At 60.4% G+C, this 24,994-nt stretch carries 20 protein-coding genes; 11 read left to right on the top strand and 9 right to left on the bottom strand.

Annotation, left to right across the window (positions count from 1 at the left end; genetic code table 11):
* Positions 1-28: 28 nt before the first annotated feature.
* Positions 29-910, bottom strand: a complete 882-nt coding sequence (gene pdxY, locus BR48_RS0109335; protein WP_027231058.1) for a pyridoxal kinase PdxY — start codon at positions 908-910, stop codon at positions 29-31.
* Between the two features lie 55 nt (positions 911-965).
* The gene (locus BR48_RS0109340) at positions 966-1,214 is read right to left on the bottom strand and encodes a hypothetical protein (RefSeq protein WP_027231059.1); all 249 of its coding nucleotides are present in this window, start codon (positions 1,212-1,214) and stop codon (positions 966-968) included.
* 161 nt (positions 1,215-1,375) lie between these two features.
* Between BR48_RS0109340 and BR48_RS0109345 the strand changes: the two genes are divergently transcribed.
* From BR48_RS0109345 to BR48_RS24200, 5 genes are all read left to right on the top strand, one after another.
* Positions 1,376-1,966 (top strand): LemA family protein, encoded by a 591-nt coding sequence (locus tag BR48_RS0109345; RefSeq protein ID WP_027231060.1) that lies wholly within the window; start codon positions 1,376-1,378, stop codon positions 1,964-1,966.
* A 127-nt stretch (positions 1,967-2,093) separates the two neighbouring features.
* The gene (locus tag BR48_RS0109350; RefSeq protein WP_245273414.1) at positions 2,094-2,885 is read left to right on the top strand and encodes a YgcG family protein; all 792 of its coding nucleotides are present in this window, start codon (positions 2,094-2,096) and stop codon (positions 2,883-2,885) included.
* A gap of 3 nt (positions 2,886-2,888) precedes the next feature.
* A complete protein-coding gene (locus tag BR48_RS0109355) occupies positions 2,889-3,521 on the top strand; it encodes a TPM domain-containing protein (RefSeq protein ID WP_027231062.1) in 633 nt (210 codons plus the stop codon).
* Between the two features lie 107 nt (positions 3,522-3,628).
* Entirely contained in the window at positions 3,629-8,419 is a 4,791-nt protein-coding gene (locus BR48_RS0109360; protein ID WP_027231063.1) for an NAD-glutamate dehydrogenase, read from the top strand.
* A 319-nt stretch (positions 8,420-8,738) separates the two neighbouring features.
* Entirely contained in the window at positions 8,739-10,070 is a 1,332-nt protein-coding gene (locus BR48_RS24200; protein WP_197030348.1) for an MFS transporter, read from the top strand.
* Between the two features lie 11 nt (positions 10,071-10,081).
* On the opposite strand, the gene purH is transcribed toward BR48_RS24200, so the two are convergent.
* The gene (gene purH, locus BR48_RS0109370) at positions 10,082-11,698 is read right to left on the bottom strand and encodes a bifunctional phosphoribosylaminoimidazolecarboxamide formyltransferase/IMP cyclohydrolase (RefSeq protein ID WP_027231064.1); all 1,617 of its coding nucleotides are present in this window, start codon (positions 11,696-11,698) and stop codon (positions 10,082-10,084) included.
* Positions 11,699-11,939: 241 nt separating this feature from the next.
* Between purH and BR48_RS0109375 the strand changes: the two genes are divergently transcribed.
* Complete coding sequence (locus BR48_RS0109375; RefSeq protein ID WP_027231065.1) at positions 11,940-13,166, top strand: PLP-dependent aminotransferase family protein; 1,227 nt, start codon at positions 11,940-11,942, stop codon at positions 13,164-13,166.
* On the opposite strand, the gene BR48_RS0109380 is transcribed toward BR48_RS0109375, so the two are convergent.
* The 3 genes from BR48_RS0109380 to htpX are packed head-to-tail and all read right to left on the bottom strand — an operon-like array spanning position 13,163 to position 17,280.
* The gene (locus tag BR48_RS0109380; protein WP_027231066.1) at positions 13,163-14,866 is read right to left on the bottom strand and encodes a heparinase II/III family protein; all 1,704 of its coding nucleotides are present in this window, start codon (positions 14,864-14,866) and stop codon (positions 13,163-13,165) included. The two genes, BR48_RS0109375 and BR48_RS0109380, sit on opposite strands and share 4 nt — an antisense overlap.
* 60 nt (positions 14,867-14,926) lie before the next feature.
* Positions 14,927-16,309, bottom strand: a complete 1,383-nt coding sequence (locus tag BR48_RS0109385) for an RsmB/NOP family class I SAM-dependent RNA methyltransferase (RefSeq protein WP_027231067.1) — start codon at positions 16,307-16,309, stop codon at positions 14,927-14,929.
* Positions 16,306-17,280 carry a zinc metalloprotease HtpX gene (htpX, locus tag BR48_RS0109390; RefSeq protein ID WP_027231068.1) on the bottom strand — a complete coding sequence of 325 codons (975 nt, stop codon included), beginning with the start codon at positions 17,278-17,280 and terminating at the stop codon, positions 16,306-16,308. The genes BR48_RS0109385 and htpX overlap by 4 nt, the downstream gene beginning before the upstream one ends.
* A gap of 124 nt (positions 17,281-17,404) precedes the next feature.
* Here htpX and BR48_RS0109395 point away from each other — a divergent pair, with 124 nt between their 5' ends.
* Entirely contained in the window at positions 17,405-17,638 is a 234-nt protein-coding gene (locus BR48_RS0109395; protein ID WP_027231069.1) for a DUF1674 domain-containing protein, read from the top strand.
* Here BR48_RS0109395 and BR48_RS0109400 read toward each other — a convergent pair.
* Positions 17,635-19,035 (bottom strand): MATE family efflux transporter, encoded by a 1,401-nt coding sequence (locus BR48_RS0109400; RefSeq protein ID WP_027231070.1) that lies wholly within the window; start codon positions 19,033-19,035, stop codon positions 17,635-17,637. The two genes, BR48_RS0109395 and BR48_RS0109400, sit on opposite strands and share 4 nt — an antisense overlap.
* Before the next feature lie 344 nt (positions 19,036-19,379).
* On the opposite strand from BR48_RS0109400, the gene BR48_RS26830 reads away from it, so the two are divergent.
* The 3 genes from BR48_RS26830 (at position 19,380) to BR48_RS0109410 (ending at position 21,417) form a co-directional block, all read left to right on the top strand.
* Entirely contained in the window at positions 19,380-19,535 is a 156-nt protein-coding gene (locus BR48_RS26830) for a type II toxin-antitoxin system RelE/ParE family toxin (protein WP_348625684.1), read from the top strand.
* The gene (locus BR48_RS0109405; protein ID WP_027231071.1) at positions 19,516-19,803 is read left to right on the top strand and encodes an addiction module antidote protein; all 288 of its coding nucleotides are present in this window, start codon (positions 19,516-19,518) and stop codon (positions 19,801-19,803) included. Before BR48_RS26830 ends, BR48_RS0109405 begins: the two co-directional genes overlap by 20 nt.
* Before the next feature lie 348 nt (positions 19,804-20,151).
* Positions 20,152-21,417 (top strand): cyclopropane-fatty-acyl-phospholipid synthase family protein, encoded by a 1,266-nt coding sequence (locus tag BR48_RS0109410; RefSeq protein WP_027231072.1) that lies wholly within the window; start codon positions 20,152-20,154, stop codon positions 21,415-21,417.
* A gap of 40 nt (positions 21,418-21,457) precedes the next feature.
* Here BR48_RS0109410 and acs read toward each other — a convergent pair whose 3' ends face one another.
* Positions 21,458-23,410 carry an acetate--CoA ligase gene (acs, locus tag BR48_RS0109415; protein WP_027231073.1) on the bottom strand — a complete coding sequence of 651 codons (1,953 nt, stop codon included), beginning with the start codon at positions 23,408-23,410 and terminating at the stop codon, positions 21,458-21,460.
* A gap of 292 nt (positions 23,411-23,702) precedes the next feature.
* On the opposite strand from acs, the gene BR48_RS25450 reads away from it, so the two are divergent.
* Positions 23,703-24,239 (top strand): D-Ala-D-Ala carboxypeptidase family metallohydrolase, encoded by a 537-nt coding sequence (locus BR48_RS25450; protein ID WP_197030338.1) that lies wholly within the window; start codon positions 23,703-23,705, stop codon positions 24,237-24,239.
* Here the strand turns inward: BR48_RS25450 and BR48_RS0109425 are convergent, their stop codons facing one another.
* Entirely contained in the window at positions 24,240-24,902 is a 663-nt protein-coding gene (locus tag BR48_RS0109425; RefSeq protein WP_027231074.1) for a YggS family pyridoxal phosphate-dependent enzyme, read from the bottom strand.
* Positions 24,903-24,994: the final 92 nt, after the last annotated feature.

Raw genomic sequence — 24,994 nt, forward strand, 5'->3', positions numbered from 1 at the left:
CAATTGGTCTTCAGGTGTAAGATCGCGCTCAAGCCCGGATGCCTTTGCTCGGGTGCACAAGTCGGCGCATCTGCGTCATGGCCATTGGCGTGGATAGACTTGAGGCATCCGCTTCCAGCATCAATTCGTCGGCGCCGCGCTTGGCAGCGCGTGCCATGATCTCGAACACCGATGCGGTGGTTCGCTGCAAGACCTGCTCGGGTTCGAGGCCAGACAGCGTCCTTGCGAGGAAAAGCGCGGACGTCAGGTCGCCAAGGCCATTGGTCGGACCGTTGACGAGGCGATGCTCGGCGAGCAGGGCCAGCGAATGCGTCACCAGCAGATTGCCGGTGCCGCCCGCGATCATCGGATGGGCAGAGGTGACGAGCATGGTGCCCGGCCCCGCATGCAGGGCCGCCTGCATGATCGCCTTGTTGTCAGGAAGATCCGCCCCCGCAAGCCATGCGAGTTCGAAACGGTTCGGTGTAGCGATATCGGCGAGCGGCATCAGTTCGTCGCGAATGGCTGTCGCCGTCGCTTCGGGAACATAAAGGCCTTTCTCGTCGCCGATAACCGGATCGCAAAGATAGCGCACCGATTTCCTGCGTGCCTTGATCGTCTTTACCAGCCGCGCAACGCTCGCGGCTTGCGAAGCATGGCCAAGATAGCCGGTCATGATGGCGCTGACCTCGTCGAGCCAAGGCGCGCGCTCGAGATCGGCAATGAGGTCGTCGAATTGTTGGGGCTCCGGCACGATGCGCTTGGCGGGCCCGTGGCCGGGATGCCACGGAAGAATGACCGTAGGCACCGCCCAGACCGGATGGCCGAGGGTTTCCAGCGCAAAAACTGCGCCACGATTGCCCACGGCGCCACGAACGACGTGGCTCGAAATGACGATGACAGCGTTGGAGGAAACAGCAGAACCGGTCATTGAAAATACTCGTGCGAGGGAATTGGAAAGAAAGGGTCGGCGGTAGCGCCGAACGTCATCCCTTTCCGGATATGGAGACAATCAACCAAATAAACATTGCGATTAATACTAGCAATCCCAGCAGGCGGCCGATGCGCGTGCCCCAGACTTCGATCGGGTCGGCGGCGTCAGCATCCTGTGCAGAAAAATGGCGCTTCGCGCGGCCGACGATGGCGTTGCCATGAACCGCGGTCTCACGCTCGATACGCTCAAGAATCCGTCTCGATTCAGTATCCGGCCGCCGATTGTCGTTCTGTTCGGGCATGAGGCATCCATTCGATTCCAAGGCAAATCAGCATAGCGCTTTGCCAGTTCCTTTTGCAGAAAAAAATGTCTAGGCTCGCATTGCTTCGTTTTGATGCCGCCGGCCCCGTGTATCCGTATTTTGGGAGATGATTTTCGATGCAATATTTGCCTTCAGTCGCGATGCCGCGCCGTGCGCTCACCGTTCTCGCCGTGGCGTTTCTCCTGCCGCTGCTTTCGGCCTGTGGATTCAACGTCATCCCGACCAATGAGGAACGGGCGAAGGCTGCCTGGAGCGAGGTGCTCAACCAATACCAGCGCCGTGCCGATCTCATTCCCAATCTGGTCGAGACAGTCAAGGGCTATGCGGCCCAGGAAAAGGATGTGCTGACCTCCGTCGTCGAGGCGCGCGCCAAGGCGACCCAGGTACAGGTTACGCCGGAAACACTGACGGATCCCAACGCCTTTAAGGCCTTCCAGGACAACCAGGCGAACCTGACCGGCGCCTTGTCACGCTTGCTTGCCGTCGTCGAAAACTATCCCGACCTGAAGTCGAACCAGAACTTTCTCGCCCTGCAATCGCAACTTGAGGGGACGGAAAACCGCATTGCCATTGCCCGCCGCGACTATATCGAGGCCGTGCGCGTCTACAACACCTCGCTCAAGACCATGCCGACCATGATCTGGAGCTGGATCTGGTTCCGCGGCAACGAGCCTTACCAGACCTTCACGATCGACGACTCCGCAAAGCAGACGCCGCAGGTGAAGTTCTAGGCATCAGCCGGAAAGAAGGGCTTGTGTGATGTTTGCAGTCGCTGCTGCCACGCGCATATGCTCCCGGGAGTTGCGTGAGGTGAAACGTATTCGACCGGCGCTGCAGCTCTTTTGCGCGGCAGTTCTTCTGGCATTTCTATCGGTTTGCGCTTTTGCCGCCGAACTTCCGGCGCTGACCGGGCGCGTCGTTGATGACGCCAACATCATCGACACTGCGACCCGCGCCGCAATTACAGAAAAGCTCGCGGCTTACGAGGCAAAGTCCTCCGACCAGGTGGTGGTCGTCACCGTGCCAAGTCTCGACGGGGAAGAGATCGAACCATATGCCAATCGGCTCTACCGCTCCTGGGCGATCGGACAAAAGCAGGAGAACAATGGTGTTCTTCTCGTCGTCGCCCCGAACGATCGCAAGGTGCGCATCGAAGTCGGATATGGACTTGAGGGCACGCTGACCGACCTTCTTTCCAAGCTGATCATCGAAAACGCGATCATACCCGGCTTTCGTTCAGGCGACTATTCCGGAGGCATCGCGCGCGGTGTCGATGACATACTGACCGTGCTCTCCGGCGATAAGGCCGAGGTCGAGGCGCGGGCCAAGCGCAATATCAAGGAGCCGACGTCCGATATCGACTGGTTCTTTGTAATTTTCATAATCATCTGGGCTCTCATCTTTTTCGGCGGTTTCGCCACCGCTGTGCTTGCCCCGGCATTTGGTCGCAAGATCGGCCCCGGCCAGTACGAATGGCTCGGCATGCGCTTTGACAATCGCACCCGCGGGCGATCGGGCGGTGGGTGGTCAGGCGGAGGAGGCGGCTGGACCGGAGGCGGTGGTGGCTGGTCGTCGGGCGGCGGCGGTGGCGGCGGCTTCTCCGGGGGTGGCGGGTCCTCCGGCGGCGGCGGCGCATCGGGGAGCTGGTAGGCCATGCAGGTAATGAACGAAGCCGATCATGCCAATATTGCTGCGGCAATTCGCGAGGCGGAGAGCCGGACAAGTGGCGAAATCTATGCAGTTCTGGCGCGGCGCAGCGACAGCTATTTCTTCGTTGCCGGCTTCATGGTCGCCTGCGGGATATTGTTCGCCGCTGTGCTCGTTGCAGTCGCGGCCCATTGGTTCTGGTATACGATTACTCTGCCGGTCTTCGGCTTGGCGATCCTGTCGGCCCTTGTCACCGCCCTGCTTGTGTTGCGGCTGCTGCCGGATCTCCACATGTGGCTCGTGCCGAAACATATTCGTTATCGCCGCGCCCACCTCAATGCCTCCCAGCAATTCCTGGCACGCAATGTTCACCTCACCACGAAGCGCACCGGCGTACTGCTGTTTGTTTCGCTGGCGGAACGATATGCGGAGGTCGTTGCCGACGCCGGCATCAACGCCAAGGTGGGGCAGCAGGAATGGAACGATATCGTTGCGATTCTGATCGACCATGCCGGCAGGGACGAATTACCCGGCGGATTCCTCATGGCCATCAAAAAGGCAGGCCTGCTCCTGGAAGAACATTTCCCGGGGAGGCCCGGCGACATCAACGAACTGGATGACCATCTGGTCGAATTGTAATTTTCTTGCGTGTCATACGATTTTCACCGCGTCGGTGCAGTTTGGGGTCGAAAACGGCTTCCGAATGGCTATGATCATGCAAAATACGCAATGAGGGGGGAATTTTGATGGCTTCACAGACTGCATTGGACCGAAACGCCGCCCCGAAGCCCAAATCACCCAAGGCCAAAGACAAGAAGATTGACGCTGGTCTGTTCGAAGAGTTGCTCTTTGCCCGAGCGCCAGATGAAGACCTTGCCGGCTACGATAGAAGCGCAATCCAGACTTCGGCGAAACTTGCCGAGGAGGCACTCTCTCGTTTTAAGAGCGGTCAGTCTATCATCGATGTAAGCGAGGGGTCGCTTGTCTATCGCGATGGCCGTCCGGTCACTGTGATCACGTTGATCAACGACAATATGCCTTTCCTCCTCGATTCCGTTCTTGGTGAAATAAGCGACAGGGCGAACGCTGTTTACCTCGTCATGCACCCCGTCATGGATGTCGATGCGAAGACGAACAAGGCGATTGGCCCGGCAGGACCCGACAAGCCAGGCAAGGATGTGGCGCGCGTCAGCGTCATGCAGATCCACGTGCCCGCGCTCGACGGACCGTCGCGGGAAATCATGCATGCAGCACTCACGACGGTGCTGAAACAGGTGCGGGAGGCCGTACGCGACTGGAGGCCGATGCTCGACCGTCTCGGCGAAGCGATCGATGCCTACAAGACCGGAAAGCTGCCGATGAAAAAGGCTGCGATCGACGAAGCGGTCTCTTTCCTCGAATGGCTGCGTGACGACAATTTCACGTTCCTCGGCGTGCGCGAATACGACTACCTCGGTGATAATAACCAGGGCGAGCTCGAACGCTCCCGCAAGACAGGACTTGGCATCCTCGGCGACCCCGATGTCCGCGTGTTGAAGCGCGGCAATCAGGGCGTCACCACGACGCCGCAGATCATCGCCTTCCTCACCGGCCCCGAGCTTTTGATCGTTACCAAGGCGAACACGAAGTCGCTGGTGCATCGCCGCGGCTATATGGACTATATCGGCGTCAAGACCTTCGATGCGGAGGGGCGGATCACCGGCGAACTTCGCTTCGTCGGTCTCTTTACCTCCGGCGCCTATACGCGTTCGGTACTGAAAATCCCCTATCTGCGGTCAAAGACGGAAGCGGTCATCAGCCGCCTCGGGTTCAATCGCGAAGACCATTCGGGCAAGGCGCTGCTCAACGTTCTCGAAGGCTATCCGCGCGACGACCTGTTCCAGATCGACGTCAAGACGTTGACGCGCTATGCGGAGATCATTCTAGCGCTCGGCGAGCGGCCGCGCGTGCGGGTCCTGCCGCGTGTCGATCCCTTCGGCCGCTTTGCGTCGATCATCGTCTTCGTTCCGCGCGAACGCTACGATTCCGTCGTGCGCGAAAAAATGGGCGCTTACTTCGCCGCGCTCTATGAGGGGCATGTCTCGGCCTATTATCCCGCTTTCCCGGAAGGCAATCTCGCACGCGTCCACTTCATCATTGGTCATGCCGAGGACGATTTTCCAAAGGTCAAGCGTGAGATGCTGGAAGAAGGCGTCCGCGCCATCGTTCGTACCTGGGACGATGCCGTCGCCGAGGTTGGCGACCGTACGGGTACGTCGCAATATACTGCGCTGGCGGCAGCCTTCCCCGATTCTTACCGTGAGAACTTTTCCGCGGATGAGGCGCTCGTCGATGCGAGCCGAATTGCTGGTCTCTCACGCAGCAATCCGCTCTTCGTCGATTTCTACCGCCACCGCACCGACGGGCCCCATGCAGCATCGCTGAAGATCTATCATTATGGCTCGGCTGTTGCCCTGTCGCAGCGTGTTCCGCTGCTCGAAAACATGGGCTTCCGCGTCATCAGCGAGCAGACATTCGCCTTGCCTGCGGCGGATGCCAGCCCGCTCTACGTTCACGACATGGAACTCGTCAGCACTTCGGGCGCGGCCATCGATCTGCGCGACAGTGGCGCCCTGTTCGAGGACGTCTTCCGCAACATCTGGAGCGGCGCCTCCGACAATGACGGCTATAATGGACTGGCGCTGAGCGGCCAACTCACGGCGCGGCAGATCATTATCCTGCGCGCTTATGGGCGCTACCTGCAGCAGGCGGGCATTCCCTATTCGCAGGATTTCATCGCAATCACGCTCAATCGGTACCCTGCGATCGCGCGTCAGCTTTACGATCTCTTCGAGCAACGGCTAAGCCCGGCCAAGGCCAAGGGCGCGCAATCGGAGCGTAAGGAGGCTGCGATCCGTGCGGCCATCGAGGAAGCCTTGCAAGGCGTTCCGAGCCTCGACGATGACCGGATACTGCGCCGCTACCTCAATCTCATCGAATCGACGCTCCGCACCAATGCCTTCTCGCCAGAGGAGGATGGCAGCGAACGCGCATCTCTCGCCTTCAAACTCGATCCGCGTGCACTCGACGAGTTGCCGGAGCCCCGTCCCTACCGCGAGATCTTCGTCTATGGGCCGGAAGTCGAAGGCGTGCATCTGCGCTTCGGGCCCGTTGCCCGCGGCGGGCTTCGCTGGTCAGACCGCGCCCAGGATTACCGCACGGAAGTTCTGGGTCTCGTTAAGGCGCAGCAGGTCAAGAATGCGGTCATCGTGCCCGTCGGCGCCAAGGGCGGTTTCTATCCCAAGCGCCTGCCCACGGGCGGCGATCGAAACGCCATCTTCGAGGCCGGCCGCGCTGCCTATATCACGTTCATTTCTACGCTGCTGTCGGTCACCGACAATCTGAACGGCGAGACCGTCGTGCCGCCGGCCGACATGGTGCGGCGCGATGGCGACGATCCTTATTTCGTCGTTGCCGCGGACAAAGGCACGGCGACATTCTCGGATACCGCCAATGCGATCAGCCAGGCGCATGATTTCTGGCTCGACGATGCCTTTGCTTCGGGCGGCTCGGCCGGCTACGACCACAAGAAGATGGGCATTACCGCGCGCGGCGCCTGGGAAGCGGTCAAGCGCCATTTCCGCGAAATCGGAACTGATATCCAGAAAACCCCGTTCACCGTGGTCGGCGTCGGCGACATGTCGGGCGACGTCTTTGGCAATGGCATGCTGCTGTCGCCACAGACAAGGCTGATTGCCGCCTTCGACCACCGCGATATTTTCATCGATCCGGAGCCGGACATCAAGGCGACGCTCAAGGAGCGGCAGCGCCTCTTTAACCTGCCGCGGTCGAGCTGGCAGGATTTCGACAAGTCGAAAATTTCGGCGGGCGGGGGCGTATTCTCGCGCTCGCTGAAGTCGATCACGCTGTCCAAGGAAGCCGCGAAGGCCATCGGCCTCGCCAAGACGACGGCAACGCCTTACGAGATCATGACCGCGATTCTCAAGGCACCGGTTGATCTCCTGTGGTTCGGCGGCATCGGCACCTATGTCCGTTCGTGGGGAGAGAGCGATGCGGAAGTCGGCGACCGCGCCAATGACGCGATCCGCATCACCGGCAGCGATGTCAGGGCCAAGGTCATCGGCGAAGGCGCCAATCTCGGCGTCACGCAGAAGGGCCGCATCGAGTTCGGCCTGCTTGGCGGACGCTGCAATTCCGATGCGATCGACAATTCCGCTGGCGTCAACACCTCGGACGTGGAGGTGAATATCAAGATCGCCCTGGCGCAGGCCATGCGCGCCGGCAAGCTCAAGCGCGATCAGCGCGACAAGATTCTGGAATCGATGACAGCAGAGGTTGCAGACCTCGTCTTGCGCAACAACTATCTGCAGACCCTGGCTCTCTCGCTGGCGCAGCGGCGCGGCCTGGCCGATCTCGCCTATCAGGCCCGCTTCATCGGCGACCTCGAGGCGCGAAAGCTTCTGAGCCGCAAGGTCGAGACCTTGCCCGATGACAAGGCCCTCGCCGAACGGCAAGTCGATGGCATACCTTTGACGCGCGCCGAACTCGGCGTCCTGCTTGCCTATGCGAAGATCGTGCTATCAGATCAGTTGTTGGCAAGCACCCTGCCCGACGATCCTTATCTCGATCGCGAGCTGATGGATTATTTTCCGAAGCAAATGCAATCGGGATTTGCCGATGAGCTGCATACGCATCGTCTGCGGCGGGAAATCATCGCAACGCAGCTCGCAAACGATATCATCAATCGTGGCGGCCCGACCTTCGTTAGCCGGCTGTCCGATCTTACAGGCCGTTCCGGGCCGGAGATCGTGCGCGCCTATGTCATTGTGCGTGACGGCTTCTCGCTCGACAGTGTCTTTGCCGCGATTGACGCCCTCGACAATGCCGTGGCAGGGGACACACAGAACGGTTTCTACGCCAAGGTGGCGCAGATGCTGAACTGGACGACCGCATGGGTTCTACGGAATGGCACCGCAGGGGCCAGTCTCGCGACGGCGATCGATGAGATCAAGAAAGCCCGTGACGCGCTGCAGCCAAGACTAGAGAAGCTGTTGCCAGCCTCCATGCTGGGGTTGATCCGCGACGACACCGCCAGCAATGCGGCGCTCGGTGCACCACCGGCTCTTGCCGCGCAATTGGCACGCCTGTCCGTCGCGCCGATCATTCCTGATATAGCGGCGGTGGCGCAGCAGGCGAATATCGACATAGCCACTGCCGGCAAGGCCTATTTCGATATTTCCGAGGCGTTCCGCATCGGCCGTATCGAAGACGCCGCGCGTGGGGTTTCCGTTGCCGACTACTATGACGGCCTGGCGCTTGCCCGCGCGACGGATTTGATCTCGCAGGCGCGGCGCGGTATCGCCGTCGCAGCGCTCAGCCGGCACGGCAAGAACGCTGATCCGGCCAAGGATTGGCTGACCAGCCGTGGCGCGCGTGTCGACGAAGTGCGACAGCGCATGGCGAACATCGTCGAGAGCGGTGATTTGACCGTATCGCGGCTCGCCGTAGCTGCCGGCCTGCTTTCGGATTTGTCGTAGTCGTGGTAGCCCCTTGCCCTCTCCCTTGGGGAGGGCGGGCCGAAGGTCCGGGGAGGGGAATGCTTGAACTAATCCGGGCCTGGGATAAGCTTCCTCAAAATTTCCCCACTCCGCTGCTTCGCGGTGACCTCCCCCGAAGGGGAGGGAGTTGCGGTCACGGCTACAAAATGCCTGGAGGCAAAATGGCGCCAGTCTTGATGAAGCCCGCTTTCGCCGCTTGTGGGGGAAGCTTCAGGCGGGGCGGAGGGGCGTGCCAGTGACCGCCTCCCCGCTGACCAGCGAAACAAGTGTCTCGACCAAAGCCGGCATATGGGGGTGGATGCTGTTCGACTGGGCGGCGCAGCCGTTCTTCACGGTCGTCGCCACCTTCATCTTCGGGCCGTATTTCGTCTCGCGCATGGCGAGCGATCCGGCATTGGGGCAGGCTGCCTGGGGCTATGCCATCGCGGTATCCGGCCTGTTCATCGCCGTGCTGTCGCCTGTGCTCGGCTCCATCGCCGACGAGACCGGCAGGCGCAAGCCGTGGATCGCCTTCTTCGCCGTCATCAAGATCACCTGCCTCGTCATGCTATGGTTCGCGGCGCCGGGCTCGGGCCTGATCATGCCGCTCATCTTCTTTTCGCTTGCCTCGATTGCGGCGGAATTTTCGATCGTGTTCAACGATTCCATGATGCCCCGCCTCGTTGCGCCGAAGGACATCGGCCGTATATCCAACATTGCGTGGGGCCTCGGCTATCTCGGTGGCATGATCGCGCTGATCTTCGTCGTTGCCTTCATGGCCGGGTCGCCGGAAACGGGCAAGACCATGCTCGGCCTGCAACCGATTTTTGGGCTCGACCCCTCAGCCGGCGAGGGCGACCGCGCAACCGGACCGCTCGCCGCCTTGTGGTACCTTGTCTTCGTGCTGCCGATGTTCTTCTTCACGCCTGATGGCGCGCGCGGCTTACCCATCCGCCCCGCCATTGCCTCCGGGCTTGCGCGTTTGCGTTCGACCTTGGCTGAGGTGCGCCAGCGCCCTGGCATTCTCCGCTTCCTGGTCGGGCGGATGATCTATCAGGACGGGGTGAATGCCCTCGTCGTGCTTGGCGGCGCCTTCGCCGCGACGATGTTCGGTTGGGCTACCGCCGAAATCGGCATTTTCGGCATCATCCTTAACGTCGTCGCCATCTTCGGTTGTCTTGCAGCAAGCAGGCTCGACACGACGCTCGGCTCGAAGACGGTTGTGGTGGCGTCGCTCATCGTCCTTGTGATCGCCACGATCGGGATTGTTTCGACCGGGCCGGGCTATACGCTCTTCGGTTTTATACCGCTTCCCGGCGCTGATAGCGGCGGCCTGTTCGGTACACCTGCCGAGAAGGCCTATATCTGCTTCGGCCTCCTCATCGGTGTTGCGTTCGGCCCGGTCCAGGCTTCGTCGCGGTCATATATGGCGCGGAGTGTTTCAGTCGAAGAAGCCGGCCGCTATTTCGGCATCTATGCGCTCTCGGGTCGGGCGACGAGTTTCCTTGCGCCCTTCCTCGTGGCGACGGTAACCGCGTTAAGCGGGTCGCCGCGCCTTGGCATGGCGACCATCATCGTTTTCCTTCTGGGCGGATTGGCGATTCTCGTGCGAACGCCCTATCCGGCCGCAATGCCCAGAGGTTCTACCTAACTAGATTTGCTCTAGTGCCGGAAGTGACGCATCCCGGTAAACACCATGGCGATGCCGTGCTCATCAGCTGCGGCGATGACGTCATCATCGCGCATCGATCCGCCCGGCTGAATGACAGCGGTCGCTCCCGCGGCGACGGCTGAGAGCAAACCATCGGCAAAGGGGAAGAAGGCATCGGAGGCAACCACGGAACCCTTGGTGAGGGGCGTTTCGATGCCTGCAGCTTCAGCGGCATCCTCGGCCTTGCGGGCGGCAATGCGGGCGCTGTCGACACGGCTCATCTGCCCCGCGCCAATGCCGACTGCAGCACCATCCTTGACGTAGACAATGGCATTGGATTTGACGTGCTTGGCGATGCGGAAGGCGAGCTTGAGATCAGCCATCTCGGTTTCGGTGGGTGCACGCTTGGTCACGACCTTCAACTCGAGGTCGTCCACCACGCCGCTGTCGCGCGACTGGACGAGTATGCCGCCAGCCACCGTCTTGGCGCTGATGCCGGACGCACGGGGATCGGGCAGTCCGCCGGTTACCAGCAGGCGCAGGTTTTTCTTCGCCGCCACGATTTCCTGCGCCTCCGGGGTTGCGTCGGGAGCAATAATGACCTCGGTGAAGATCTTGACGATCTCCTCGGCAGCCTCGGCGTCGAGCGTGCGGTTCAAGGCGACGATTCCGCCAAAGGCAGACACGGGATCGCAGGCCAGCGCCTTGAGGTAAGCCTCCTTCAACGTCGCCCCTTCGGCGACGCCGCATGGATTGGCATGCTTGATAATCGCGACTGCCGCAGTGCGGGCCGGGTCGAACTCGGCGACGAGCTCGAAGGCGGCATCGGTGTCGTTGATATTGTTATAGGAGAGCTGCTTGCCCTGGAGCTGCGTCGCGGTTGCAACGCCCGGACGCTTTTCGCCGGTCAGGTAGAAGCCCGCGGACTGGTGCGGGTTTTCACCATAGCGCATCACCGAATGCAGGTGACCGCCGATCGCGCGGCGGGATGGCGTCTCCGTCATCAAGGCTTCGGCGAACCATCCGGAAATCGCGGCGTCATAGGTTGCGGTGCGGGCATAGGCCTTGGCCGCGAGACTTTGACGGAACGAGTAGGGCAGCGATCCTTCATGCTTGTCGAGCATTGCGATCACCATGTCATAGTCGCCGGGATCGGTGACCACACCGACATAGGCATGGTTCTTGGCAGCCGCGCGTATCATTGCCGGCCCGCCAATATCGATGTTCTCGACGATATTCGCATAGTCGGCGCCCGAATGGCGTACGTCTTCGAACGGATAGAGATTGATGACGACGAGGTCGATCCCGCCTATCTCATGCGTCTTCATCGCTTCGACATGCTCCGGGTCGTCGCGCACGGCCAGGAGACCGCCATGCACCTTTGGATGCAAAGTCTTGACGCGTCCATCCATGATCTCGGGAAAGCCGGTTAAATCGGAGACGTCGCGAACCGGAATGCCCTCTGCCGCGATCGCTTTCGACGTGCCGCCGGTGGAAAGGATCTCGACGCCGTGGCGGTGCAGCGCGTGGGCAAGGGCCGTCAGGCCCGCCTTGTCGGAAACGGAAAGCAGCGCTCGACGGACGGGAAAAAGGTTCGGCGGTGTAAATGATTTTGCGGCGACGGCCATGGGAGTTCGTCCTTAGCAGAATGTGGATGCGTGGATTTGGCGGCTCTAACACAGGCCTTCGCGGAATCCTACTTCGGATCGCGCATTTGCCGGAATTATGCCGGGCTTGCTGCGAAATTAGGTCAGATACATTGACATATCTCGCTTGATGGCGTCATATCCGCCGGGCTTATGCGACGTTCGAGGAGGAGTTTCCGGACGGCGGGCGCACAGGCACGAGAGGCAATCAAGCGAGTAGAAAATGAGCAACTGGGAAGCCAGATACGCAACGCGTGCAAACCGGATGCGCGCTTCGGAAATCCGTGAACTCCTGAAACTGCTCGATCAGCCGGACATCATTTCCTTTGCCGGTGGTATTCCGGATCCGGCGTTGTTCCCGACCGAGGCATTTCGCAAAGCCTACGAACGGGCGCTCGCAGACGGACAGGCAGGCCCGGCGCTGCAATATTCGGTCAGCGAAGGCTATGCGCCCTTGCGCGAGTGGATCGCAAAACGCCTAGCGGCGCTCGGCATCGTCTGCGACATCGATAACATCGTCATCACATCGGGATCGCAGCAGGCCCTGGACTACCTTGGCAAGCTCTTCCTTTCGCCGTCCGATACCGCTTTGGTGACGAGCCCCACCTATCTCGGTGCACTGCAGGCATTCAATGCATACGAACCTCAGTACGATCAGCTGACGCCCGAGTTGGGCAATATGACGCCTGCCGGTTACCAGGACACGGCGGCTCGCAATGGCGGACGCCCGAAATTCGCATATATCAACCCGGATTTCTCCAATCCCGCCGGCGAAACCCTGGATCGCGCCGGTCGTGAACGCCTGCTCGACCTTGCCGACGAACTCGACATTCCCATCATCGAAGACGCCGCCTATCAGGGGCTGCGCTATGACGGTGAGCCGGTTCCGCCGATCCTCGCGCTCGACATTGCGCGCAAGGGCGATATCGATGCAACGCGCACGATCTATTGCGGAACGTTCTCGAAGACGCTGTCGCCCGGATTGCGGCTCGGTTTCGTCTGTGCAGCAAAGCCGGTCATCCGCAAGCTAGTTCTGATGAAGCAAGCGGCGGACCTCCACAGTCCCACAATCAACCAGATGGCGATGTATCATGCGGCCGTCGATATTTACGACGCGCAGATCGAGCGCCTGCGCGCGACCTATGGCGCGCGCCGCGACCATGTCCTGACGGCGCTTGAAAGATATATGCCGGAAGGCGTGTCATGGACGAAGCCTGAAGGCGGCATGTTCATCTGGGTCACCTTGCCGGAAGGGATTGACGGGGCGAAGCTCCTTGCCCGTTCGATCGAAACCGAGCGGGTTGCCTTTGTGCCAGGCCAGGCGTTCCACGCCGACGGCAGCGGGGCAAATACCATTCGCCTGAGCTTCTCGCTCGCTTCAGAAGAGGTTGCCGATACCGGTATCGCCCGTCTTGGACGCCTTATTCGCCAGGTGATGGCCGAACTCTAAACGCCGAGGCTTGTGCGGGTGAACTGCCACTCGACTTCGGGCCGCTGGGCGGCACTGAAGGACAACGTGATCTGGCGGGTCCTGACGGGCCCGCGGAACCCGGCAAAGAACAGTGAATCCTCGACGAAGGGCTGCACCGTTGCCGAGAACATCCAGATATCGTCGTTTTCCGCCTGAAGAATGATCAGGCCGTTATCGTCCACAGAGACGTGGACGGCGGGATGCAAGTGAAAACGCACGACGACATTTTCGGCGCCAGTATCACGCAGTGGATTGCGACCGGCGGCAAAGAAGCTGTCGATACCTTCGATGACGCTGCCATTGTGCGACAACACGATCTGACGTTCGTGATAGATGCCGAACGGTCGAACGTAGCCATTGTGGTTGGCAACGAAGCCGACGGCGCCTTCCCGCTCTATACGCTCGATATTTACCCTGGTGGGCCCGGCAATGATCGGCGTTCCGATCATGTTCGAGAGTCCGGAGGTATTGCTGAAGCGGCAGGAGGACGTGTCGTTGAGCGTTGCCGTCGAATGAGCGGCGGTCGATCGGGCGAGCGGCCGAAATTCGGGCGGGCCATAGCGATCGACGCCGGCATTGACGATGTAGCGGTTGCGGCCCGATGACATCTCGAAGGACAAGCAGCCGGCGTGGGCATCGCGCGAGGCAGTGACCGGCGGTGCGAGACCGGTGTCGGCAATGATCGTCGTCGAATCCATGGAAAGGCGCTCATAGCCCGAATGCGGCGCGTGAATGAGCGGTAGGCCGCCGATATCGTCATGGCGGAGCACGGCAATGACCCGTTCCGGCATGGTGGCCCCAACCCCGTTGAACAGGGCAAGGCTGCCGTCATGATGGCGGAAAAAACGCAGCGCCGGCAGCATCCGCTCGATGGCTTCGATCAGCGCTTTGGGCGGCGCCTCCTGGCCACTGGCATAGGTCTGGCGCAGCGGCAGAAGGTCGGCGAGCAGTTCGAGAATAATAAGGGGATTACGCGAGATATGGCCGCCGTCGGGGAGGATCTGGCGGGTTAGTTCATATTCGAGGTTGCGACGGGCCGACCGGCTGGTGCTTGACGCTACCGGCAGGGCAAGCGCCGCAAGCGCGAGCGCGATGCGGGCGCGCAGTTTCTCTTCGCCGTCATCCATGACAGCCGCCATCGTCCGCAAGTAGCGGACCTGGACGGCGAGCGAGCGCATGAACTGGCGATAGGCGCGCAGGTCTGCGCCTGCCAGAATGAGGCTCGAATGCTGCAGCCAGGCGATGATGCGCTGTGCCGTGACCTCCGGCACCCATGCCGGCCCCGCGACCGAACGGCCATGCGTGGTGATCCAGTCGCTGAGGAGGGCGCGGGCGTTGGCGGTGGCAAGGTCCGTGCCTGCCGCACGCAAGTGGCGGAGCCAGCCGAAATTGTGCAGAGCCGCCTGCCAGGCGGCATTGGGTGGCTCGACGAGGAACGGCGAGCGGCCGCCGGTCTCGACGACCTTGCCGGCCAAGGCAAAGCGACCATGGTAAAACTCTTCGGCAATTTGCGGATCGGCCGGGCGCAGATCCTGCGGGGCAATAAGCACGCGCTCGGGCGTAAAGCCGGTAAAGCGCCAGCGGTAGAGCGGGCCCATGCGTACGCGCCTGCGGAAACGGCGCCACAATTGCGCCGTCGCTAGTCCCCACAATTGCGGTGTTTCGCTGAGCGCGACCATATTATTTTTGCTTCGAATCGTCGACGACAGCCTAAACTATCCGGTCAAACAGTTAAAATTTTAGTATTTGCGCCGGAAACGAGCCGCAAAGAAGCCATCCATGCCGGACAGCGCCGCATCGTCATTGGGAAGATCCGCGGGCGTAGAGCGCACAAAACCTTCTTTCGTGATGAGGTCTGCGAGGCCACCGATCTCTTCGGCGACGACAGGAACCAGTTCGATGGCGGGGTTCTTGGTAATCAGTTGCCTTGCGACCGTTTCGCCTTCCGAGGGGTCGAGAGAGCAGTTGGAAAACACGATAGTCCCGCCGGGCCGAACGAGGGTGACAGCGTGGTCCAAGAGCTTGGCCTGAAGCGCGGCGAGTTTGGCGATCTCTTCGGGACTTTTAGTCCACGGAACGTCGGGATGGCGTCGTACCGTCCCCGTCGAGGAGCACGGTGCGTCGAGCAGGACAGCATCGAAGGGCTCGGCCGGTTCATAGGCCGCAAGATTTGCTTCGACGGTGTCGGCAGTGAAATGCAGGCGCTCGAGATTGGCGCGTAGCCGCTTCAGGCGATTGGCGGACAGATCGAGCGCGGTCACGTTCGCGCCAGCCAAAGCAAGCTGTGCGGTCTTGCCGCCGGGCGCGGCGCAAAGATCGGCAACACGTTTTCCGGTAATGTCGCCAAAGAGCTTTGCCGGGAGGCTCGCCGCCGTATCCTGCACCCACCACTCCCCCTCGGCAAAGCCCGGAAGGCTGGTCAGGGCGCCTTCAATGTTGGCAAGCCGAACCGAGCCCGTTGGCAGGGCGAGACCGCCAAGACGCTCGGCCCACACTTGTGGGTCGCCTTTGACCGTGAGATCGACGGCTGGCTCCTTTGCCTGGATTTCAAGGATGGCGCCTGCCTTTTCCTTGCCATAAGCGGCAACGAGACTTGCCTCGAACCATGAAGGAACATTGACTGCGGCCCGATTGGCGAACGTCTCCTTTTCCCGCGACAGGCGCCGCAGGACGGCATTCACCATCGACGCAAAGCGCCGGTTGCGGGGGTCGCCGTTCGCCGCTGTCACGGCAAGATCGACGGCGGCGCGATCCGGCAGGTCGAGATAAAGGATTTGTGCCGCCGCCACGTGCAAAAGATGCTTCAGGGCTACCGCATTTTCCGGCAGCGGCCGGTCGATCATCTGGCTGATAGCTGCTTCGATCGCGCCGCGATTGCGCAGCGCAGCCCCGAGAATGGCGCGCACCAGTGAGCGGTCACGGTCGTCGAGCGCCATATATTGGGGATGCCCGTTACTGTTGTCGGTAAGGCCGTCGAGCGACGTATGCTTCTCGATGACAGCCCCCAGCAGACGTGTTGCGCATTGACGCGCGGCGAGGCCAGGCCTGTCCTCCCCGTCAAAAGATTCCGTAACTTGCTGTTTTCTGGAGAAATTCCGTTTGGCTGCCCGTTCCGCGCTCATGCCCAAGGGCCTTTGCGGCTTGCGCCATTGCGGCCCCACGGCGTCGGACGGTCGTCTCGCGGTTCCTCATCGTCGAGCGACTGTTCGACACCGCGCGCCGATTTCGCGGGCGCCTCGGTCCGGGTGAATTCCGAGGCCATGGCCTCCAGCGCCGCAATGCGATTTTCGGTGTTTGGATGCGTGGAAAACAGATTGTCAGTGCCACGACCGCTCAAGGGATTGATGATAAAAAGCGGTGCCGAGGCTGGGTTTCGCTCCGCATCCTCGTTGACAATCTGCTTGGCGCCGCGCGCAATCTTGTTGAGGGCAGATGCGAGCCACAGCGGATTGCCGCAGATTTGTGCGCCGCGCCGGTCGGCGGCGTATTCCCGTGTCCGGCTGATCGCCATCTGCACGATCATTGCGGCAAACGGCGCGACGATCATGGCGATCAAAATACCAATGAAGCCGAGCGGGTTATTATTCTCGCGGTTGCCGCCGCCGAAGAACAGGGCGAAATTGCCGAGCATCGAAATGGCACCGGCGAGTGTCGCGGTGATGGTCATCGTCAACGTATCGCGGTGCTCGACATGGGCGAGTTCGTGCGCCATCACCGCCGCGAGCTCCTGCGGCGACAGGCGCTGCAAGAGACCGGTACTGGCGGCGACAGCGGCATTCTGCGGGTTGCGCCCGGTGGCAAAGGCGTTGGGCTGGTCCGCCTCGATGAGATACACCTTCGGCATGGGCAGGTTGGCGCGTGCTGCAAGATCGCGGACAATGCCGTAATATTCGGGCGCGGTGCGCTCATCGACCTCTACGGCGTGGTGCATCCGCAGCACCATCTTGTCCGAATTCCAGTAGCTGAAAAGGTTCATGCCGGCCGCCATCACGAGCGCGATCATCATGCCGCCGGAGCCGCCGATGAGATAGCCAACGGCCATGAACAGGGCGGTCATGAAGGCAAGCAGCATTGCAGTGCGCATGATGTTCATGGTTGCATTCCTCCCCTCGGAAATGAAGCGTTAGAGTCCATGGCTAGCAAGGTCATTCCTTTTGTTCGCCATCTTCCGCTATATGATGGTGCTTTATACAGCAAGCTTCAATGACGAGTGTCACATGACGGACGAAGAGACAGCAAAAACGCCGCACGCCGACAATGACGATAAGCGCCGGCATCCCGCCTTTGACCAGCTGCCGGCGGCGGCCCAGCGCGCCCTCAAGGAAGCGGAAGCGCGCCGGCAGGCGGAAAAGGATGCCGCCGAGAAACCGCGCGAAATCGGCGGACGGGGCGGCAAGGATCCTGCCCGCTACGGCGATTGGGAAATCAAGGGCCGCACGATCGACTTCTAGTGGCGGATAACTTCAATTCCAAGTTGTTCACGCCGGAGCCAACGGCTGAGCAACAGAATTGCCGCGGCGGCAAGACCGCAGACGAGCCCGAGCCAAATGCCGGCGCCCTTCATGTCCAGCCAGAAGCCAAAGGCGATTGAGAGCGGCAGGCCTATGCCCCAATAGGCAATGGCCGCATAGATCATCGGCACTGTGGTGTCATGCAGGCCACGCAACATGCCGCTCGCGACCGCCTGGCCGCCGTCGAAAATCTGGAAGAGCGCGGCGAACGCCAGGAACGAGACGGCGAGCGATATGACCTCGGCGTTTGATGGGTCGTGCAGATCGATGAAGGCGCTGATAAGCTGGTATGGCGCATACAGCATCAGCATGGCGGTGAGCACCATGAAGCCGGTTCCGCCGATGAAGGCGACCCAGCCGGCGCGCCTGATTCCGTCACCATCCTGTGCCCCGTAGGCGCGGCCAACCCGGACAGTTGCCGCCTGGCCGAAGCCCATCGGCACCATGAATGCAATGGCGGCAATCTGGATGGCAATCGCATGCGCCGCAAGGTAATCCGCGCCGAGAATTCCCATCAGGAAAGCCGCTGCATTGAAGATTGTAACTTCAAAACTCATGATCGCGGCGATCGGCAGGCCAAGGCGGAGCAGTTCGCCATAGCGTGGCCAGTCGGCACGCCAGAAGCGACCGAACAGATGGTAACGGCGGAACTGGCGATCACGCATGATGATGACGACGAGGCCGACGAACATCATCAGCGACGACAGGGAGGTCGCGATGCCCGAACCGACGATCCCGAGCTTGGGGAATCCCAGATGCCCGAAGATCAGGCACCAATTGGCAAGGGCATTGAAGCCGACGCAAAAGAGGGCAACGAACAGCGCCCAGCCGGGACGTTCGAGCGCCGCGATAAAGGAGCGCAATACGATATAGCCGTAGAACGGAAGGACCGCCCACTGCAGCGAACGAACGTAGGCTTCGGCGGTATCGGCAAGGGCCGGATTTTGCCCCATGGCAATGAGAATCGGGCCGGTGTGCCACAACGCGAACCAGATCGGAATCGATATGGTGACGGCGAGCCAAAGGCCCTGCCGCACCGTGCGGCGAACCTCGCGCACTGAAAAGCGATTGCGGCCGAGTTCCTTGGCCATCATCGGCGAGGTGGCAAGCATCAGCCCGAGACCGAAGATCATCGGCATATAGTAGAGGTTGGTGCCGAGGGCGCCGGCTGCGAGCGTATCCGCGCCGACCCAGCCCATCATCATGACGTCGGTTGCCGTCATCGCTGTTTGCGCGAGATTGGTAAGAATCATCGGCCAGCTCAACGCCAGCATCGCAATAATTTCTTCACGCCACGCGCGCCGGGACGCGGCGTTTTGGGCTAGGGCAACCGACATGTCTTGGTCTTTCAGAGGAATTTGCCTCGCATTGAGGCAGGATGCACCGATTTCAGGCAAATTCTTGGTATCATCAAATTTCGGCAAGAGCAAAGGGGCCACCTGCAACCTGGCATTGGTGGTTGGCTTCGCTTCCGGGCGTTATTGTCGATCATTTTGAGATTTGTAATTTAAAAACTACATTTTCATGATAAGACTGAAACAGACCTCCGTTTATCGTAAGTGGGAAAGCAAGCTGAAAGACGAGAGGGCGAGGGCGGTCATCGCTGCCCGCCTCTTCCGCTTGGCCCAATGGACTTGGGGGCGACATTGCATTTGTAGGTGGTGGCGTAAGCGAACTGAGAATTCACTATGGACCGGGATACCGGGTTTATTTCCGGCGTCACGGCGAACAGATTGTCATCCTACTTTGTGGCGGTGACAAGCAGACGCAAGATCGGGACATCCGCGAGGCTCGGCGATTGGCAATAGATTGGAGGGATGATGACGAAGCTCTATGACTACAATCCTGCCGACGCACTCAAATCTGACGAGGCAATAGAGTTATTTCTTGCCGACGCATTTGAAACTGGCGATTCTGCCTACATTGCGAAGGCCATCGGGGTAGTCGCAAGATCGAAGGGCATGGCAACGATCGCACGCGAGACTGGATTGTCCCGGGAACAACTTTACCGCTCACTGAGTGAAAGTGGAAACCCTACACTGGCCACAACGATAGCCGTGTTGAAGGCAGTCGGCTTTCAACTGAGTGGCAAACGGGCGGCTTAAACGGAAAGGGCCACCCCGAAGGGTGGCCCCGCAATTCCGTCTGGCACAAAGCTGTCTTTGGCCTTTCCCGGCTTTCGCCGGGCGCTTATTCAACGGAGAGACAATCCCCGATGGAAAGCATCAGACGCCTTGTAGCAGATTGCGAAATCACGAGACATCGGATCACCTCCTTTTCATTCGTTGAACACAATTGGAGAATGGGGTGTCATGACCCACGTTTCAAGAGAAAAAAGCAAGGCCATGTGTGCATGGGTTGCAAAGAGGCTCAGGCAGTCATAAGCCAAGCAGACTGAATGAAGCAACGCACGCGACGCGCAACTTGCTGCGCCCCGTGCCCGGGGGCAGAGAATGGCAGCTGAAGACAAGGCGGCGCGGATCATCCGCACGGTGGTCGACGTCATCGAACCACAATTTGCGATTGAACTTTGGGACGGAACCCGCATCGGTGATTTTGATGGCCCTATACTTGCCATCAATGATCCTATGGCCGTGCGCCAGATCGCTCTCAAACCCAATATCGGCTCTGTCGTCGAGTTGTGGGTGTCGGGCCAGATCGACATCAGGAACGGCACGCTGTTCGATCTCGTCGAGCGCGGTCCCAAGGGAAAGTTCAAGCACCGGCTGAAAAGCCTGCCAAAGTGGCAGCTCTTGAAGGATGTGCCTTCGCTTTTGCTGAGCGGAGCAAAAGGCGGCAGTTCCGGGCTTGGCGGCAAGAATCCTTACGTCAGCGGGTCCAACAAGGAAGCGATTACCCACCACTACGACGTGTCGAACGCCTTCTATCAGCTCTTTCTCGATGAGCGCATGGTCTATACCTGCGCCTATTTCACCGACTGGGCCAATAGCATCGACCAGGCGCAGGCTGACAAGCTCGAATTGATCTGCCGCAAGCTGCGCCTCAAGCCCGGCGATCGCCTGCTCGACATAGGCTGCGGCTGGGGGGCCATGCTGATTTATGCGGCAAAGAATTATGGCGTGACCGGCACGGGCGTATCTTTGTCGGAGGCGCAGACGGCCCTTGCCCGCGAGCGGATCAAGGCGGAAGGCCTTGAGGACAAGATCACGATTCACGTGAAATCCTATGAGCATCTCGAGGGGCAGTTCGACAAGATTTCCTCGATCGGCATGTTCGAGGCGGTGGGCATTGCCCACTACGACACCTATTTTTCCAGCGTGCACCGATTACTGAGGCCGGGTGGCCTTTATCTCCACCACGCGATCACACGGCGCATGAAGCGCAACAAGAAGACCTTCGGGCGCAAGAGCGCCGAACACCTCGCCCTGGTCAAATACATCTTCCCGGGCGGCGAACTCGACCATCTCGGCATGACGGTCGAGAACCTCGAAGGCTACGGTTTCGAGGTCCACGACGTCGAGAATCTGCGTGAGCATTATGGCCGCACTTGCCGCATGTGGGCCGACCGTCTCCATGCGCGCTTCGATGAGGCGATCGCGGAAGTCGGCGCTCCCAAAGCGCGGTTGTGGCTGCTGTACCTCACCGGCTGCGCCCTTGCGTTCGAGCGTGGCACCGTACAGATCAATCAGACGCTGGCGTCACGCCGCAAGCGCGGAATCTCGGCCGTGCCGCAGACACGCGCCGATCTTTACCGCTGAAGGAGGGTGTCCCCCCTTGTTGGGGGGGAGGACACGATTTTCAGCCCTTGCGGTTCTGGCGATTGGCGATCAGGTCGTCAACGACGGCCGGGTCGGCAAGCGTTGAGGTGTCGCCGAGCGCCCCGAAGTCATCTTCTGCGATCTTGCGCAGGATTCGGCGCATAATCTTGCCGGAACGGGTCTTCGGCAGGCCCGGCGCAAACTGTATCTTGTCTGGCGTGGCGATCGGGCCGATCTCCTTGCGCACATGCTTGACCAGTTCGGCACGCAGATCGTCGCTGCCCTCGAGTCCGGACATGAGCGTTACATAGCAATATATGCCCTGGCCCTTCAGGTCGTGCGGGTAGCCGACCACGGCGGCTTCCGAGACCGTATCATGAGAGACAAGCGCGGACTCAACCTCGGCAGTTCCCATGCGGTGCCCCGAGACGTTGAGAACGTCATCGACGCGCCCGGTGATCCAATAGTAGCCATCCTTGTCCCGCCGGCAGCCGTCGCCGGTAAAGTACTTGCCCTTATAGGTGGAGAAATAGGTTTCGATGAAGCGCTTGTGATCGCCGTAGACCGTGCGCATCTGCCCCGGCCACGAATCGGTGATGCAGAGGTTGCCATCGGCCGCGCCTTCGAGCACGTCACCCTCATTATCGACCAGTTGCGGTTGCACGCCAAAGAACGGCCTTGTGGCCGAGCCCGGCTTGAGCGGCGTTGCGCCGGGCAGCGGCGTGATGAGGATGCCGCCGGTTTCCGTCTGCCACCAGGTATCGACGACAGGACTGCGCTTGTCGCCCACCACCTGATAATACCATTCCCAGGCTTCCGGATTGATCGGCTCTCCAACCGAGCCGAGGATGCGCAGCGATTTGCGCGATGTCTTCTTGACCGGTTCGTCACCGGCGCTCATCAGCGCGCGGATAGCGGTGGGGGCGGTGTAGAAGATGTTGACCTTGTGCTTGTCGATGACTTCCCAGAACCGCGATACCGAAGGGTAGTTGGGCACGCCCTCGAACATCAGCGTCGTCGCGCCGTTGGCGAGCGGACCGTAGACAATGTAGGAATGGCCGGTTACCCAGCCCACATCGGCGGTGCACCAGTAGATGTCGCCGTCATGGTAGTCGAAGACATATTCGTGCGTCATCGAGGCATAGACCAGGTAGCCGCCGGTCGTGTGCAGCACGCCCTTGGGCTTGCCGGTCGAGCCAGAGGTGTAAAGGATGAAAAGCGGATCCTCAGCCTTCATCTTTTCAGGTTTGCATTCCGCCTTAACGCTGGCAATCTCATCGTGATACCAGAGGTCGCGATTGCTGGCCCAGCCGGTCTTGCCGCCGGTCCGGCGTACGACGAGTACGTTCTTCACCATGACGTGGTGGCGCGCCGCAATGTCGATCGCCTTGTCGGTATTTTCCTTCAGCGGGACCGGCTTGCCGCCGCGCATGCCCTCATCGGCCGTGATCACGAATGTGGATTCGCAGTCGACGATACGGCCCGCGAGCGCATCCGGGGAGAAGCCGCCGAAGACGACGGAGTGGATCGCGCCGATGCGCGCGCAGGCAAGCATCGCATAGGACGCTTCCGGGATCATCGGCATGTAAATCGTCACCCGGTCGCCCTTCTTGACGCCGTGCTTCTTCAGCACATTGGCGAGGCGGCAAACCTGCTCGTAAAGCTCATTGTAGGTGATCTTCTTGTCGAGATAGGGATTGTCGCCTTCCCAGATGATCGCGACCTGATCGCCGCGCTTTTTGAGGTGGCGGTCGATGCAGTTATAGGAAACGTTGGTAACGCCATCCTCGAACCATTTGATCGAAACCTTGCCCTCGAACGAGGTATTCTTGACCTTGGTGAAGGGCTTGAACCAGTCGATGCGCTTTCCGTGCTTGGCCCAGAACTTCTCGGGGTCCTTGATGCTCTGCTTGTACCAGCTGAGATAGGTATCATTGTCGATGAGCGCGTTTTTCTTCGCGCTTGCCAGCACCGGATAAACCTTCTCGGACATCAATTTCCTCCAGAATCTTAAATATCGGGCCTCCACCCGGATACCTCCCCGGGCGGGAGGCGCACAGGTTCATTACCACCAAGCAAATCAATGCGTAAATATCCGAATTGGCCCTGAGGGCATGGCGTTCGGTCGCATTCTGCAGCGGCCAATATCGTTTCGGTCGCGTTTTATCGTGAAATCGGTCCATTTTGACCACGTTTCGGCTTATAGGGTCGCTGCCTTGACTTGGGAGGACAAACTATCGGCGCCAAAGAATTGTTGTTTCCGGCGCCGCACCAAGGATCGAGGAATGCGAATAACTGTCTTGCGCAGCGTTGCGTCACGCGCAAAATTCACATGGTTCACCCTAGCCGCTTTGAGCCTTGCCATTCCGGCAGGCGCCGGCACGCTCCCCGCGCCATCCAATCCGCAGGACCGTATCGGCGCAAAGCTTTTCGGCGAGGAGCATGCGCATCTGCTCAAGGATTCGGTATTCGACAAGATCAGTCCGCTGGTATTGGCGGCCATGCCGCGCGGCAAGGCCTATATCGACTACAAGGCGCCGTCGAAATGCGTTCCCGCAAGGCTGAAGAACGTGCTGAGCCGCGTTTCCGCCAAGTATGGGCCGATCACGGTAAACTCGACCGTGCGCACACGCACGCGCAACAATCGCGTTGGCGGCAAGGACCAATCCTACCACCTGAGCTGTCAGGCGGTGGATTTCCGGGTCCACGGCGGCTCGTCCGGCCTCATGAGTCATCTGTCGTCCAGCGGTGACGTCGGCGGGTTGAAACGCTATCCGGCCGGCTATTATCACATCGATACCGGACCGCGCCGCAGCTGGTAATTACCGAGTTCCGAAAATCGCGGAACCGACTCTGACTGATGTCGCGCCGAAGCCGATGGCGAGCTCGTAGTCACCGGACATGCCCATGGAAAGCTTGTCGACTCCGGCCTGCCGGGCGATCTTTTCAAGCAGGGCAAAGTGCGGGCCGGGATTCTCATCGGCCGGCGGAATGCACATCAGGCCCTCGATCTGGAGGCCGCGAACCTCGCGGCAATGCTTGACAAACGCTACCGCCTCTTTTGGATCTATGCCCGCCTTCTGCGGTTCAGAACCGGTGTTCACCTGGACATAGAGGCGGGGAAACCGGTTTTGCTTTTGCATTTCCTTGGCAAGGGCATCGGCGATCTTTTCGCGGTCGACCGTCTCGATCACGTCGAAAAGCGCCACCGCCTGCTCGGCCTTGTTGGATTGGAGCGGCCCGATGAGGTGGAGTTCGATATCCGGAAATTCACCGCGCAGGGCCGGCCATTTCGCTTGCGCCTCCTGGACGCGGTTTTCGCCAAAGACGCGCTGGCCGGATTCGAGCACGGGACGAATTGCTTCCTCGCCGAAGGTTTTCGACACGGCGACAAGCGTGACGGCGCCTTCCGGGCGACCCCCTTCCGCTTCAGCCTTGTGAATAGCGTCCCTGACGGCAAAAAGTTGATCGACGGCATTGGGCATTGGCTGGTTAAGTCCTATTTATCGCCTGACGGCCCGATTTCACGGGCTCCTTCAGCTTCAAGTGGTTGACGGTCCCACCAATCCATGGTGAA

The sequence above is a fragment of the Phyllobacterium sp. UNC302MFCol5.2 genome, from assembly GCF_000686005.1.
In the GTDB taxonomy this organism is placed as follows: Bacteria; Pseudomonadota; Alphaproteobacteria; order Rhizobiales; family Rhizobiaceae; genus Phyllobacterium; species Phyllobacterium pellucidum.